Annotated in this window: 12 protein-coding genes; 2 read left to right on the forward strand and 10 right to left on the reverse strand. The window is 54.2% G+C overall.

Annotated features, from left to right (window positions below; genetic code table 11):
- The first annotated feature begins 196 nt into the window (after window positions 1–196).
- Window positions 197–1,264: a polyprenyl synthetase family protein gene (locus CPA57_RS01100; protein ID WP_407647550.1), complete on the forward strand. Its 1,068-nt coding sequence runs from the start codon at window positions 197–199 to the stop codon at window positions 1,262–1,264.
- Here the strand turns inward: CPA57_RS01100 and murI are convergent.
- Entirely contained in the window at window positions 1,261–2,085 is an 825-nt protein-coding gene (gene murI / locus CPA57_RS01105) for a glutamate racemase (protein WP_182080740.1), read from the reverse strand. The genes CPA57_RS01100 and murI overlap by 4 nt on opposite strands.
- 99 nt (window positions 2,086–2,184) lie before the next feature.
- Window positions 2,185–2,928 carry an orotate phosphoribosyltransferase gene (locus CPA57_RS01110; protein WP_077395596.1) on the reverse strand — a complete coding sequence of 248 codons (744 nt, stop codon included), beginning with the start codon at window positions 2,926–2,928 and terminating at the stop codon, window positions 2,185–2,187.
- Between the two features lie 205 nt (window positions 2,929–3,133).
- On the opposite strand from CPA57_RS01110, the gene CPA57_RS01115 reads away from it, so the two are divergent.
- Window positions 3,134–3,388 carry a hypothetical protein gene (locus CPA57_RS01115; protein WP_182080742.1) on the forward strand — a complete coding sequence of 85 codons (255 nt, stop codon included), beginning with the start codon at window positions 3,134–3,136 and terminating at the stop codon, window positions 3,386–3,388.
- Between the two features lie 145 nt (window positions 3,389–3,533).
- On the opposite strand, the gene CPA57_RS01120 is transcribed toward CPA57_RS01115, so the two are convergent.
- The 8 genes from CPA57_RS01120 to CPA57_RS01155 all read right to left on the reverse strand — a co-directional run bounded on the left by CPA57_RS01120 (window position 3,534) and on the right by CPA57_RS01155 (window position 15,356).
- Window positions 3,534–5,729 carry a pyrroloquinoline quinone-dependent dehydrogenase gene (locus CPA57_RS01120; protein WP_182080744.1) on the reverse strand — a complete coding sequence of 732 codons (2,196 nt, stop codon included), beginning with the start codon at window positions 5,727–5,729 and terminating at the stop codon, window positions 3,534–3,536.
- Window positions 5,722–6,102 carry a glycerol dehydrogenase gene (locus CPA57_RS01125; RefSeq protein ID WP_182080746.1) on the reverse strand — a complete coding sequence of 127 codons (381 nt, stop codon included), beginning with the start codon at window positions 6,100–6,102 and terminating at the stop codon, window positions 5,722–5,724. The genes CPA57_RS01120 and CPA57_RS01125 overlap by 8 nt, the downstream gene beginning before the upstream one ends.
- Window positions 6,103–6,268: 166 nt before the next feature.
- Window positions 6,269–8,479, reverse strand: a complete 2,211-nt coding sequence (locus CPA57_RS01130) for a pyrroloquinoline quinone-dependent dehydrogenase (RefSeq protein WP_182080748.1) — start codon at window positions 8,477–8,479, stop codon at window positions 6,269–6,271.
- The gene (locus CPA57_RS01135; RefSeq protein ID WP_326831330.1) at window positions 8,472–8,849 is read right to left on the reverse strand and encodes a glycerol dehydrogenase; all 378 of its coding nucleotides are present in this window, start codon (window positions 8,847–8,849) and stop codon (window positions 8,472–8,474) included. Before CPA57_RS01135 ends, CPA57_RS01130 begins: the two co-directional genes overlap by 8 nt.
- Before the next feature lie 116 nt (window positions 8,850–8,965).
- Complete coding sequence (locus CPA57_RS01140) at window positions 8,966–9,313, reverse strand: chorismate mutase (protein ID WP_182080750.1); 348 nt, start codon at window positions 9,311–9,313, stop codon at window positions 8,966–8,968.
- Window positions 9,303–9,959, reverse strand: a complete 657-nt coding sequence (locus CPA57_RS01145; RefSeq protein ID WP_182080752.1) for a metallophosphoesterase — start codon at window positions 9,957–9,959, stop codon at window positions 9,303–9,305. Before CPA57_RS01145 ends, CPA57_RS01140 begins: the two co-directional genes overlap by 11 nt.
- 147 nt (window positions 9,960–10,106) lie before the next feature.
- Window positions 10,107–14,654: an AAA family ATPase gene (locus CPA57_RS01150; protein ID WP_182080754.1), complete on the reverse strand. Its 4,548-nt coding sequence runs from the start codon at window positions 14,652–14,654 to the stop codon at window positions 10,107–10,109.
- 45 nt (window positions 14,655–14,699) lie between these two features.
- The gene (locus CPA57_RS01155; RefSeq protein ID WP_182080756.1) at window positions 14,700–15,356 is read right to left on the reverse strand and encodes a thioredoxin domain-containing protein; all 657 of its coding nucleotides are present in this window, start codon (window positions 15,354–15,356) and stop codon (window positions 14,700–14,702) included.
- Window positions 15,357–15,431 lie beyond the last annotated feature (75 nt).

Here is a 15,431-nt window from a genome sequence, read left to right on the forward strand (position 1 = left end):
ACCCGTTCTCTGAAGGGTTTATGCCGAGGCTATCTTGACCGTGCCCGGATTGCTGATCATATGAACGGAAGTATTTTCTAAAGGGGAAAGGCTGCTTCCTGTCTGATGGTTCGTTCTGGAAAGAATGTAGCCTAGGGCGGGGAGGCAGCTGCCCGAGACTGTCTGTTCCTGCATGTAGGAATGGGTAGAACTGGAGTTGTGCGTTTTGGTTTCTTCCTCATCAGAGCCCTACGTTGTATCTGGCGGTGAGGCTGCGGGTAGAGAGGTCAAGGGGGAAGATGCCCTGAAGGCCCTCTCAGCCTATCTTGCCGATGATATGACTGCCTGTAATCAGGCCATCATTGATCGGATGCAGAGCTCTGTGCCGCTTATTCCTCAGCTTGGTGCACATCTTGTAGCGGCCGGGGGGAAGCGACTGCGCCCCTTGCTGACGCTCGCATCGGCTCGCCTTTGCGGATATGGGGAGAAGGAGGAGGAGAGACGCCATATCGGTCTAGCGGCCTGTGTGGAGTTCATCCATACAGCAACGCTATTGCATGATGATGTGGTGGATGAAAGCACCCTCCGGCGTGGTATGGCCTCTGCCAATGCGCTGTTTGGTAATAAAGCATCCGTGCTTGTGGGGGACTTCCTCTTTGCACGCTCCTTCCAGCTGATGACGGCAGATGGATCGCTTGAAGTCATGGCGATTCTGTCGGCGGCATCGGCAACGATTGCGGAAGGAGAGGTCCTTCAGATGTCCACGCAGAATGATCTTTCCACGCCTATAGAGCGTTATTTGGAGGTCATTCACGGCAAGACGGCGGCTCTGTTTGCTGCGGCCTGCCGGGTTGGGGCTGTTGTCGCCGGGCATAATCGTGAAGCCGAGCTGGCATTGGAGCAGTATGGTACCAGCCTTGGTATGGCCTTCCAGCTTGTAGACGATGCGCTAGATTATGCGGCAGATCAGCAGGTGTTGGGCAAGACGGTCGGGGATGATTTTCGGGAAGGGAAAATCACGCTCCCGGTGCTAGCAGCTTATGAGCAGGGCACTGAGGAGGAGCGTCAGTTCTGGAAGCGTGTGATCGAAGATAATGAGCAGACTGAGGCAGATTTGTCCCACGCTCTGGAGATTATCGCCCGGAGGGATGCCATTCGTATAACCATTGAGCGGGCTCGTGAGTATGTCGGGCAGGCCGTGGAGGCTTTGGCTTGTTTCCCGGAAAGTGAGCTGAAAAATCTGTTGCGTGAGACCGTGCTTTATACGGTTGAGCGAGCCCGTTAAGAGAAAATCTCCCAACCATTGGTGAAGCCCAGCCATGCTATATGGCTGGCGAGGTCTTGGTTGTTTTGTGGTGGGGCTGTCAGGAAGAAGCGGTCCGGTGTCGCTGTCAGGCCGGAGGGAGGAGGTGCTTCTGCTACATCTCCTAACCGCCGGAGGGCCTGCTGCGCTACAGCGGGGGCGGGGTCTAGCCACATGATGCCGGTTGGACCGAGCCGCTGGAAGTAGGGCAGTAGAAATGTGTAATGCGTGCAGCCCAGCCCGACAGTATCGATGTCGCTTCCGCCGGGTTGTTCGAAAAGATACGTCAGTTCTTGCTGTACCTCGGCAGGTTCAAGCTGTTCCCCTCGAAAAGCCCGTTCTGCCATATTGGCCAGATGACGGGAGCCATGAATGAGCAGATGACAATCAGCAGCGAAATCTTCGTGTAGTTGCTTCAGATAGGGGCGGCGTGCTGTAGCACTGGTAGCCAGCAAGCCGATGGTACGACTGGCAGATACCCGCCCAGCCCAGCGGATAGGGGGAACACAGCCTACAATAGGGAGTGTTAGGCGTTCTCGTAATATGGGAAGAGCTAGAGTGCTAGCTGTATTGCAGGCAATGATGATGAGGGTGGGTTTGAGAGCATCAGAGGCTTTGCAGATCAGCTCAGTAATGCGCTCTCGCAGAAGATCATCCGGTTGTTCGCCGTAGGGAAACAAGGCCGTATCGGCGAGATAGTCTATTGTCAGGGATGGAGCCAGACTGCGTAGCGCCTGAACAACACCCAGCCCTCCGATACCGGAATCAAATACCAGAAGACGGGGAGAGGAGGGTGCTGGCATGGTTATGCCTCTGACTGAAATGGAGAAAGGCGGAACCAGTGAGGGGAGATGAAAGGCGGATGCCTCTCATCTCCCGCTGGGGAGTGTGAAGGAGATGAATTAGCCCCGCTTGAAGGCGAGTGCTTCCTCTGCGCTGCCTACGCCACCATGAGCTTTGGACCAGCTGCATGGGTCTTCAAGGAAGCGGCGAACCTCTGCGCTATCTTCGGCGGAGAAATACTGACCATCGGCACAGGCTTCCAGTACGTCCCACCATGTGCAGAGAGCGTGCAGGCTGATGCCCATCTCCTGAAGGGTCTTCTGCGCACCGGGGAAAACGCCATAGAAGAAGACCACAAACGTATGATCCACAATGGCACCAGCCTCCCGCAGAGCATTGGCAAAGCGGATCTTGGAGGCACCGTCTGTTGTTAGGTCTTCCACCAACAGGGTGCGCATACCTTCCGGCACATCGCCTTCAATCTGCGCATTGCGGCCAAACCCTTTGGGTTTTTTGCGAACATAGGCCATAGGTGTCATCAGACGGTCGGCAATCCATGCGGAAAAAGGAATACCTGCTGTCTCACCACCCACAACAGCATCAATGCTCTCATAGCCGATGTGCCGGCCAATTTTTTCGACAGCCAGTTCCATCAGTTTCTTACGGGCGCGGGGGAAGAAAATAATCTTGCGGCAGTCGATATAGACCGGGGACTTCCAGCCGGAGGTCAGTGTGTACGGTTCGCTAGGGCGGAAGTTAATGGCCTTGATTTCCAGAAGAATGCGCGCCGTTGTCAGCGCAGCATCACGATCCCACTGTGTGGGGCGGATGCCCAGATTTGATGCTGTGCCAGATGCAGGCATTATTCTCTCCGTAATCTCGAAAAATGGTTCCTTTGGAGACATCTACCCGTTAGAAGGGGAGAGGGGTAGGGTAAAGATGCCTTTTTTGCCTATTCTCCTTATTGATGACGCTTTATTCTGTTATGGGCAGGAGCGATGAGGAAGTCCTGTCTTTCTCAATGGAGGTTTTTCCTTCGGGGAACAGGGTATTGTAAGGGTATGGGATATGAAAGTTGCAACTGGTCATATCGGTCGTAAATGCGAACGCGCCGTAATTACAGCTTATCAGGAGCTGCATGATATGGGGCAGAGTGAGATGAGCATCTTTGCTGCTTGCACTACCCTGTATCGGATACATCACCCAGAATCGTCTCTGCCAGAAGCCCGCCTTCTGGTCTCAGAATGGATAGATCATCATATTGTTCGGCGTTCTTCAGACCCAACACGGGGCTGTAATTGTCCGCCGATAAACCCACGCTGAGAACACGACACGGTCTGATATAGCTGCAGGCCAGAATACGATGAAGCGGAGCACCGACGGGGTCTCCGCTTTTTTGATGCCTGTTGTGCCTTGAAAAAGGCTTCCTTCTGGCCGTCTGGAAGATCAGACAGCCAGAAGGAGGCAGTTATTTTGCATCCTGCTCTGGCAGAGCATAAACGACCAGCTGATCGGAGACAGGTGTTCCCATAAGGTGATGCCCCCCTGCCATGATGGCGACATATTGCCGACCATTTACAGCATAGGTCATAGCATTGGCCTGCCCGCCTCCTGGAAGCACATCAGTCCAGAGCGTTTTGCCCGTTTTAAGGTCAATGGCATGGATCTGATTGTCACTGGAAGCACCAATGAAGGCGACTCCGCCCGCTGTCATGACGGACCCACCGTTATTTGGTGTGCCGATTGTTAGCGGCATGCCTGTCGGTATGCCCCATGGCCCATTGGCGCGAGCCGAACCAAAGGGACGTTGCCAGAGGACCTTATGTGCCTTTAGGTCGATGGCGGTGACCATGCCGTAGGGTGGAGCGTTGCACATCACCCTCGTAAATTCATTCCAGAATGGTCCAACCAGGGCACCGTAAGGGGTTTCGGCTTGTGCTGCATTACCGGCTGTCATGCCATGACGTGGTGTGTATTGGGGAACATCGACCGGAATCAGGCGTAGCTGGTCCGCTGTTTTCCGGGTTACGAGCTGGTTGTACATGGGAACATTGTTCCAATTTGCCAGTACGATGCCTGTTTGCGGATTATAGGAAATGCTGCCCCAGTCACTGCCGCCATTGTAGCCTGGTGCTTCAATCCACGGGCGGTCGAGGGAGGGCGGTGTGAACTCGCCAACATAATGGGCACGCCGGAACTTGATGCGGCAAGCGAGTTGATCCAGTGGCGACATACCCCACATGTCAGCTTCTGTGAGTTTTGGGAAACCAAGACGAGGCACACCGACAGACCATGGCTGCGTTTGTGTACGCTGGTCATCCTTCACGCCACCTTCGGTTGGAACGGATTTTTCCACGACGGGGAAATCTGGCAGGGGCTTCCCTGTCCGGCGGTCGAGGATGAAGGTTTGCCCCCGTTTTGTAGGCATGATGAGGGCAGGAATGACGCTGCCATCATCAGCGTGATAATCGAACAGCGTGGCCTGAGAGCCGATATCATAATCCCAGACATCTTTATGGACGGTCTGGAAGACCCAGCGTGGTTCACCAGTACGGACATCCAGCGCAACTACAGAGGATGAGACCTTGTTCTCTGCATCGCTGCGCATAGCGCTATAGTAGTCAGCTGATGAGTTGCCCATAGGGACATAAACCAGCCCTAAAGCATTATCGCCCGTCATGGCTGTCCAAGAGTTAGGTGTACCACGACTGTAATAATGGTCTTTGTCTGGCTGGTGATGATCGTTTGGATTATTGACATCCCATGCCCAGAGGAACCTGCCGCTTTCGGCATCATACCCCCGGATGACACCAGACGGCGCCCAGCGGCGTTGGCCGTCCAGCACCTCATGATTGACGACAATCACACCATTGATGATGGGAACTGGGCTTGTCACCCCGACGAAACGCGGAACAGACCAGCCCATACCCTGCATGAGATTGACCTGCCCACCATGACCAAAGCCTTCGCAGAGTTTCCCGTCATCAGCGTTTACGGCAATCATGCGGTTATCCAGAGTGCCTTCAATGATGCGGTTATGGCAGGGCTGCCCCTCTGGTACCGTGGACGAGGTATAGTAGGTGACGGACTTACAGGCGGATGTGAAGGGGATAGCATCGTAACTCTCGTGAGAGTGGAAACGCCATTTCTCTTTGCCCGTTGTGGCATCAATGCGCATCATGTCGTTGGTGGCTGAGCAGAGATACAGGGAATCCCCAATTTTGATCGGTGTGGTCTCCGGTGCCAGTCGGTTGAGGTTACCCTTAGGGACCAGAACGCCTGTGTGATAGACGAAGGCCCGTTGCAGTTTCCCGACATTCTCCGGGGTGATTTGCTTTAACGGGGAATAACGGGTTGCTCTGTCGTCGTGCCCGTAGGCAGGCCAGTCCTCAGGTTTGGGGTTGGCACTTTCTTGCGGAACAGCCTGCGGCAATTGGTCAATTGGCAGTTCGTCAACATCCGGCAAATTGGCTGCGTTAACGCCCGTTGCCTGTGGCGTTTCAGGGGCGGGCGGATGGTAAATGCTGGAGGCTACGTCCTCTGGAGGAATGGCCCTGTGAGTGGTGCTAGGGGGAGCAGTTTCTTGTGCCTGCGCTGCTGGGAATGACGCACCGAGCACAGTACCGCTCAGAAGGATACCAAGAAGATAGGCCTGATTACGCATCGATACTGACTTTCTGGTTACGGAGAAGGTGAGGTATGCAAGCAGCAACGGCAATAGCCAGCAGGGTGGGGCCGAAGAGGCGAGGTAGCCACCCCCAGAAGTGGAAGCCAACCTCATAGATGGTCCAAGGTATGGTCAGGACCCAAGCGAGCAAATAGCCCCACGCTCCCGCAATGTTCTGACGGAAGAGGTAAACACCGGAAATGCAGAGGAGGATCCCGCATGGGGTGTAATACCAGGACCCACCCAAAAGAATGAGCCATGACCCAAAAATGACGAAATAAAGACCGAAGAGCAGAATCAACAGGGCAAGTATCCAGACGAGCACATCGGCGACCCCTGGTTTCTTCTTCGGATAAGAGAAAAAAGACACAGTTCTGTCTCCAGTAAAATAAAGAACATACTGTGACTATGAGGGCAGAATATCAGAATAGAAAAATAGATAAATAAGATAGTTTTATATATTTTATAGGTAAATTAGATTAATTTTTGAAAAGTACTGGCCACATGAACAGGTCATGTGGCCAGTAAATAGTGTATTACTTTTTATCAGCTTCCGGTAGCGCATAGACGACCAGAGCATCAGAAACAGGGCTACGCATAAAGTGATGCCCCCCTGCCATAATGGCAACATATTGCCGACCATTTACGGCATAAGTCATGGCATTGGCCTGTCCCCCGCCGGGCAGGACGTCAGTCCAGAGTGTCTTGCCTGTCTTGAGGTCAATGGCATGTATCTGGTTATCAGTCGAAGCACCGATGAATGCTACGCCGCCTGCTGTCATAACGGACCCACCGTTGTTTGGTGTGCCGATTGTCAGCGGCAGGCCTGTCGGTATACCCCAGGGGCCATTGGCACGAGCTGAACCAAGTGGCTTCTGCCAGAGGACCTTATGTGCTTTCAGGTCAATGGCTGTAATCACTCCATATGGTGGCTCATTGCACATCATCTGGGTAAAGCTGTTCCAGTAAGGGGTAACAACAATACCATATGGTGTTTGCGCCTGTGCCCCGTTGCCTTCAGCCCCACCGGCACCAGGATTATACTGCGGTGAGTCGATGGGAATCAGCCCCATCTTGTCGGCTTTCTTGCGGCTCACCAGCTGATCATACATAGGCAGGCTGCTCCAGTTGGCGAGCATGATGCCTGTCTGCGGGTTGTAGGAAATGCTACCCCAGTCGCTGCCACCATTGTAGCCGGGATATTCAAGCCACGGCTGCTTGATAGTAGGTGGTGTGAACTCACCAACATAATGGGCACGCCGGAACTTGATGCGGCAAGCTAGTTGATCCAGAGGGGAGATGCCCCATGTGGCTGCTTCTGTCAGTGGCGGGAAGCCAAGGCGAGGCACGCCGATAGACCAAGGCTGCGTTGGAGCCCGTGGATCATCTTTAACAAAGCCAGGGTTAGGAGCAGGTTTTTCCACGACGGGGAAATCTGGCAAGGGCTTCCCTGTCCGGCGGTCGAGGATGAAGGTCTGTCCCCGTTTTGTAGGCATGATGAGGGCAGGAATGACGCTACCATCATCAGCGTGATAGTCGAACAGCGTGGCCTGAGAGCCGATGTCATAATCCCAGACATCCTTATGGACGGTCTGGAAGACCCAGCGTGGTTCACCAGTGCGGACATCCAGCGCAACTACAGAGGACGAAACCTTGTTCTCTGCATCGCTGCGCATAGCACTGTAATAGTCAGCAGCAGAGTTACCTGTGGGAACATAAACCAAGCCCAGAGCATTATCGCCGGTCATGGCGGCCCAAGAGTTGGGCGTACCACGGCTGTAATAATGGTCTTTGTCCGGCTGGTGATGATCGTTTGGATTATTGACATCCCATGCCCAGAGGAACTTGCCGCTTTCGGCATCATACCCCCGGATGACACCGGACGGTGCCCAGCGGCGTTGGCCGTCCAGCACTTCATGATTGACGACAATCACACCATTGATGATGGGAGGTGCCGTTGTCATAGCCACAAAGCCGGGGACGGACCAGCCCATGCCTTGCATGAGATTGACCTGCCCACCATGACCAAAGCTCTCGCAGAGTTTGCCGTCATCAGCATCAACAGCAATCAGTCGATTATCTAATGTCGATTCGATGATGCGGTTATGGCAGGGTTGCCCCTCCGCAGCGGTGGAAGAGGTGTAGTAGGTGACAGCCTTACACGCTGCGGTGTAGGGGATGGCATCATAGCTTTCATGGGCATGGAAGTGCCATTTTTCCTGCCCTGTAGCTGCATCGACACGCATCATGTCGTTTGTGGCGGAGCAGAGATACAAGGAATCCCCAACCTTGATCGGCGTAGTTTCTGCCGCCCATTTATTGGGTTTGTCTTTAGGGGGAAGGCTGCCGGTATGATAAACAAAGGCCCGCTGCAATTTCCCGACATTTTCCGGTGTGATTTGTGTCAGGGGGGAGAAGCGTGTGGCCTGATCGTCACGCCCGTAAGCGGGCCAGTCCTCCGGCTTGGGATTGGCACTTTGCTGCGGAACAGCCTGCGGTAGCTGATCAATTGGTAGTTCATCAATGTCCGGCAGATTGGCCGGATTTACGCTGGGAGGTTGCGGCGTTCCAGGAGCTGGATCATGGAAAATGCTGGATGTCGCCTGCTCCGCTACCGGGGTGTCATTATCTGGGCCGGGTGTTTCAACGGAGGGCGGGATCTGTGCTCGAGCCGTCTGGAAGGGAAGTGAGGCCCCCAGAACGGTACCCGTCAGAAGAACCCCGAGGAGATAAGCCTGATTACGCATTGTGGTGTTCCTTCTGGTTACGAAGAAGGTGAGGTATGCAGGCAGCAACGGCAATAGCCAGCAAGGTGGGGCCGAAGAGGCGAGGCAACCATCCCCAGAAGTGGAAGCCAACTTCATAGATGGTCCAAGGTATGGTCAGGGCCCAAGCGAGCAAATAGCTCCAGGCTCCCACGGGGTTTTGGCGAAAGAGATAGACACCGGAAATGCAGAGAAGGATCCCGCATAGGGTGTAATACCAAGACCCACCCAAAAGAATGAGCCATGACCCAAAAATGACGAAATAAAGACCAAAGAGCAGGATTAGTAGAGCCAGAGCGTAGGTAATTAGGCTCGCAATTCCTAGCTTTGGTCTGGAAGATGATGGTGACACGGCACTATCTCCAGTTTAGCAGAAACCATGTCGTAACTATGGAGGCATTTTTGGGAGATAGAAAAATAGATAAATGAATTAAGCCTATGAGGTTTCCATAGGTAAAATAGATTAACTTATTCCCCTACTATCTTGGAAGAAGAGGATTTGTGACGAGTTTTTGAGGCAATGACCTTATGGTTGGCAATGACTTCTCCGACAAGAAAGGTGAAAAACTTTTTCGTGAAGTCTTCATCAAGTCCCGCATCATTGGCCAGAGTACGTAAGCGGGTGAGCTGCTCTTTCTCACGGGCTGGGTCGCAGGCAGGGAGGTGGAAAGATGCTTTTAGTGCTCCTACATCAGCTGTGCAGCGGAACCGTTCTGCCAGCATATAGATAAGGGCTGCATCAATATTATCGATGCGCTGGCGGAGGGCCGCCAGCTGCTGTGTTGGATCAAGAAGTGTGTCATGCTCAGAAGTCATTGAGATCAATCCATGCAAGATGGCCGCCTTTACCAGCGCCAAGATCCATAAAGATGGCTTTTCCCCCTAGTCGACCGGTGCGATGCAGAGGGCGGCCATCAAGAGACCGCCTATCGTGGCCGACATAGACGGTTGTGCTTTCGGGAATACGGTTAATCCAGCTCAGTCGTCTTTCTGGGTAGCCGTCCGGCTGAAGGCGGCTGGTCGTCTCCCCGAAGAGTGCTCGGGAGAGGGGGGCAGACATGTCGGCAAGCCCTGTCTGTGGTGGTGGGCCGGAGAGCATGGCCGTATGGAACCCACCGTGAACAAAGAGCATATTACCCAGCCTTTGCCATGCCGGTGCCCGAGCAATAGCTTGGTAGGAGCGATTGGCAAGGTCCTCGGCAGTAGAGGTCTGAATCTGCTTTAGGGTGGTTTCCAGCGGGAGATCCCGCCGTAGCCGTCGCCCTTCTAGTGCACGACCCAGTTTGCGGTCGTGATTGCCTAGAACGAACATGCCTCTGCGGGTCTCCAGCAGGTCTAACATGGTCTCCAGCACGCCAGCACTGTCTGGTCCGTGATCGACCAGATCACCAAGTTGGATGATGAAGCGTTTTGTGGCTATGGCATGGCGGAAAGCATTGAGATCACCGTGCACGTCTCCCACAACGCGAAGACCATGCTCACGAATGCGGGATAAGACCGATTCGTCAAGCAGTGGTTCTGAAAAGATAGGTCGATCGTTCACGGTTTTGGAAACTCAGCCTCCAGTTGCCTTAAAGGGCACTAATTGTCTGATGATAATGACAGAAGGTCAACCACTTACCATACGGATGCTTTCATCCAGATTGACGGAGAGTAGGCGGCTCACGCCTCGTTCCTGCATAGTGATCCCATAGAGGCGATCCATATGGGCCATGGTCAATTGGTGATGGGTGATGACCAGAAAGCGTGTGCCTGTTTCTTGGGTGATATCTCTGATTAGTGTGCAGAAGCGTTCTACGTTTGCATCATCAAGAGGTGCATCTACCTCATCCAGCACGCAGATAGGAGCAGGCGTACATTGGAATGCTGCAAAAATAAGGGAAAGGGCCGTAAGGGCCTGCTCTCCGCCGGAGAGAAGAGACAGGGTAGATAGTTTTTTACCGGGGGGCTGGGCGAATATTTCCAGTCCGGCTTCCAGAGGGTCGTCACTGCCGACCATCTGAAGGTGCGCCTTGCCGCCACCGAACATACGGGTGAAGAGCTTCTGAAAATGTTCGTTAACATCTGCAAAAACGGCCATGAGACGCTGCCGTCCTTCACGGTTGATCGCCCCGACCCCGCCCCGTAGGCGTGCGATGGCACTGGCAAGGTCCTGATGTTCCTTAGCGATTCGTTCGGACTCCTTCTGGGCCGTCTGAAATTCTTCTTCGGCACAGAGGTTGACTGGCCCCAGGTCATCACGGTGCTTTGTGGCACGCTTTAGGGCCTGTCGTAGAGTCTGTTCGGCCTCGGCTGAGATATTTTCTGGCACTTCGGGATTTTCTGGTAGCGGCGCATCGTGGCGGAGAAGAGCCAGTGCTTCCTCGGCTTGCTCAACCCGTTCCCCAAGGCGGATGGTATCCTCACGGTAGCGGCTGCCTCCCTCCTTGTGGTGGTCCAGAAGGGCCTGTTGCTCCTGCAGGGTAGCCGCAGTCTGGGTGAGACGGGTAGTGAGTGCTTGTTCTGCTTCTTCCAGCGTTTTGAGCGTTTCCATATCCTGCTGGAGCTGCTCTTGATGGTGGGTGAGGCTGCTATCTTCTGCTTTGTCTGGTGTTGCGGCCATCAGGGCAGAATGACGATCCTTCAGATCCGCAATGCGGGCCTGTAGCTGGGTATGGTGTTCAGCCTGTTTTTGGCTATCAGCCTGAAGATGGTCATGTCGCTCCTTTAGCAGGGATAGTTCCTGCATCAGAGCGTTATGGTCTGTCTGATAGCGCTGGAGGTTGGCCTTCGTTTTGGCTAGTTCGTCCCCCATCTGATCCAGTTGTGCTTTCAGGGAGGCTATATCTGGGAGCTTACTCTGATTTTTCTGGCAGTTTTCCTCATCGCTCAGACGTTTCTCCAAAGCCGCCTGCAAGGTTTTGCGCTGTTGGGCAAGACTTTCCTGCTTGGCCTGAAGACCGGCGAGCCGGCGGCTCTGCTCTTGCAGGGCCTGCTCTTGTAGCGTGGCGTCTCTGCGGGCTATGTCGGCTTTCTGGCTAGCGTCTGTGGCTGCTTGCTTGGATTGCTGGAGGGCACTCTGTGCTTTTTCCATATCCAGCTGCAGGGCAGAAAGGTTGATCTGCGCCCGTGCATCTAGGATGCCTTGTTTCTGTTCAGTTAGTTCTTTGATGTCCTGTTCAAGGCGGGTAATGGTGTGTGTTAACTCCTCCAGCCGTTCCTTGAGGGCATTGTCTCTGAACAGGGCTTGCTGTTGTTCAGATTCAGCTTTCTGCTGTTGGGTGCGGGCCAGCTCACAGGCAGTTCGGGCTGCCTGTTCTTCTGTTCGAATTGCCTGGAGAGCGGCGGCGGCATCGGACACAGGTCTATCCGATAGGGAGAGGGCTGCTAGGTCTGTCTGGGCAGCATCAAGCTGCTTTTTTATACGCTCCTGCTGCGCTGCATGGTTGGAAACCTCTTTCTGGAGAAGGGCGATCTGTTCCTGCTGGAAGGCATGGCGTTGGGTTAGACCATCCAGAAAGTTTGTCTGTTGTGCCTGTTCGTCACGTTCCTTCTGACAGGATTGACGCTGTTCCGTTAGTGTCTGTTCCAGCGCTTCACGTTGCTGGTGTAGAGCATGAGTGACGTCCTTTTGGGCATCATAGCTCTGGGTGAGTGTCTTGATGACTGTTTCGGTCTTTTTAAGACGCTGCGCCTGCTGGAGACGAACCATTTCAGCCGTGGGCGTGTTGGGCTGGCGAATGAAGCCATCCCAACGCCACAGAGCACCGTCGTTAGTCACCAGTGCTTGCCCGGGGTGGAGATGAACCTGAAGCGCGGGGCCATCTTCAGCTTTTTCTAGAAGGAAAATGGCACGAAAGGCCCGTTCTAGGGGGGCAGGTGTTGTTATCAGCGAGGCGAGGCTGGGTAGGGTTGCCAGTTGTTTATTTGCTAAGGCCTGTTCCGTAAGGGAGGGGAGGGAACGCCATTGCCGTGGTGTATCGGCAAGCATGTCGCCTTTAGGTGGGAGAGATGCCTCCAGCCCGTCCGTTATAGCACTGGCGACTGCCTTGGTGAGGGTGTCCGGAATGTCCAGTTGGTCTAGTATGGGATGAGGGATGGTCAGGAGGCTGCTGTGCAGGCTGCGGTGCAGTCCTTCATATTCTCCCTTATGGCGAAGCAGGTCTGCCTCGATTTTTTGCAGAGCATGACGTGCTTCTTCTTCTTGCTTCAGAAGATGTTCATGCTGCTCTTCGGCTTGCGCTATGGTTTCGAGGCGTGAAGTGATCTGTTCTTTCAGCGTGTTGAGGTTAGCTTGGGTTATTTCAAGCTTTTTGGAGCTGATGGCTGTAGCCTGAGTATTTTTAAGACTGGTCTGTGCGGTAGCGTGGCGTTCTTGCTGTTCTTTTAGCTGCTCGGTAAGCCGGGTGATGTCTTGTTGTAAGAACCCGTGACGTTGCTGGCACTTTTCTAACGCCGCTTGTTCTTTCAGCCAGAGTGTTTCCGCTTTTTCCCGTTTCTGGATTAGGTCTTTTTCAGTGTGAGAAGCCTGCTCTGCCTTTTCCTCTGCGGCCTGATAGGCAAGTGCAAGCTGTTTCTTGTCTGCTTCATTAAGCAGGTTGTTTCTGACGTCCTGACTTTGTGTCTGATCTGCCTTCAGGCGGTCCTGCTGTTTGGCGATAGCCTGCGTCAGTTCTTGTTCACGCTGTTGCAGTTGCCGAAGTCGTGCTTGTGCTTCTTGTAAATCACGTTGCGTACGTTCGCTGATGAGCCTCTGTTCTTGAAACTGTGTTTCTGCCTCTTTGGCCGTGTGCTCGCAGGCTGCAGCCTGTTCCAGACTGTTTGCCACCTGCTGGCGTCGCTGATCGGCGATCGTGTTCTGAGCACAGTCTTGTTCAATAATTTGTAGTTCGGCTGTCAGATGCTCAATGTTTGTGCGGTCATCGGCGATCTGCCGAACTAGTTCCTGCTGGCGGCTTAGGAGCCGTTCATGCTGGAGTGTTCCATCCTGATAACGGGTAGAAAGTGCCGCATGTTCAGCCTGTTGGGCTGCTTCTTGCTGTTTCAGCTCATTAAGCTGTTGTTCCAGTTCCGGTATTTTGGCCGTTGCTGTTTGCCTGTGTAAGGCAAGTTGCTCTAGGGCCTTTTGCGTCGTGGTCTGCTGTTCTTCCAGCCGGGTTAGTTCAGCCTTCTGGCGGGCGAGATCGTCCTCCAACTGGGTTCGCTGGCGGGTGTGATCTTCCGAAGCTTTTTGCCTGTGTTGAAGAGCGGATTCCGTGATGCCGACATGGATGCGGACTTGCTCTAGCTTACGGCGGAGGGTTGCTAGCTCATCGCCTTCCTGCTGGTGCTTTTCTCGTTGGGTGTTGACATGGTTCTGTGCTGTTTGAAAGGCTTTCTCGCTTTTGGTCAGAGCCTCACGGGCTTTTTCCAGCGCAGCACGGCGACTTTTGACCAGCTCTTCCGCTCTGGCGTGCTGGAGGATGAGCAGGGCCCGTTCATGCTGACGAATGGTTTCGGAAGCGTGCCGGTAGCGTCGGGCCTGTTCAGACTGGGTAGAAAGATTGCTGAGCTGCTGGTCGAGCGTCTGACGATGCTCTTCGGCTCGTTCTAGATTGCTTTCAGCTTGCCGGAGTTTCAGTTCAGCATCCCGACGGCGGACATGCAGGCCAGTAATGCCGGCGGCTTCCTCCAATAGGAGGCGGCGTTCTTCCGGCTTTGCTGCAATGAGCTGGCTGACACGGTTCTGACTGATGATAGAGGAACTGCGCGCCCCGGAGGAAAGGTCCGCAAAGATGGTCTGCACATCTTTGGCCCGCATGACACGGTTATTGATGCGGTAGGTACTGCCGGCACCACGTTCTGCCTGTCGCGAGACTTCTAGCTCTTCAGATTGCTGAAATGGTGGTGGGGCGAGACCGGTGGCAGCCGCCAGATGGAGGGTGACGCGAGCTAGATTGCGGGCTGGTCGACTCCCTGTCCCGGCGAAAATGAGGTCGTCACTTTCGCCACCACGCAGTGCACGGGCTGAGCTTTCCCCCATCGTCCAACGCAGGGCCTCGACAATATTGGACTTGCCGCACCCGTTAGGGCCAACAATACCGGTAAGACCGGGAAGAATGTCCAGATGGACCTCATCAGCGAAGCTTTTGAAGCCAACAATATCGAGGCGGGTCGTGAGCGCCTTATGCTGTGTCATTGAACCCCGTTTGGACTGTAACGATGGAGGAGTTGAGAGTGGTGATCAGGCCTTGCTGACGAGCTCGGCGAATTTTTCTACAGTTTCGGGGTCTTGAGCGAAGGGCGTATTATTGAAGCGGAAATACGGTGTGCCCTTGATGTCGTAGGTCTGCCCGTCCTGCTGGGTTAGCTGGTATAGTTCCTGCCCGAATGTCATGTCTTTGCTGATCTTATCAAACTCATTAGGGGCAATACCGGCGAGGGCAGCTTCTTGCTTGAGATGAGCAATCGGGTCCCCACCAGAGAAGGCCCATTGCATCTGGCGGGAGAAGAGGGAGCTTATGAAGGGCAGATAACGTTCCTCCGGCAAGGTGCGTGCGACCATAGCGGCAATCATGGCTACTTGATCCAGCGGGAAGTCATGGAACTGGTAGCGGATCTTTCCAGTATCAATGAACTGTTCCTTGACCTTGGGGAAGACATCTGTCGCAAAATGAGCGCAATGGGTGCAGGTCAGGGAGAACCATTCCTGGACTAGTACAGGAGCCTTAGCATCGCCGATGATGCGGGGGGCAAGGCGGGGGTCTTTTGGTGCCGGGGTAGGTGTCTGTGCCAGAGCGGGACGCTGTGCGATGAAGCTGCCAGCTGTTAGGCCAGTTGCCAGCAAGGCGGGGCCACTAGCCAGAAAATGACGGCGTGAAAGTGAATGGCGAGCGGTCATGACGGCTCCTTTCTTCTGGAAGAGGGGGATGATAAAGGATCGATTAACGGTTTATCTTGCCATGAACGGTAAGAG

The sequence above is a fragment of the Bombella favorum genome (assembly GCF_014048475.1).
Classification (GTDB): domain Bacteria; phylum Pseudomonadota; class Alphaproteobacteria; order Acetobacterales; family Acetobacteraceae; genus Bombella; species Bombella favorum.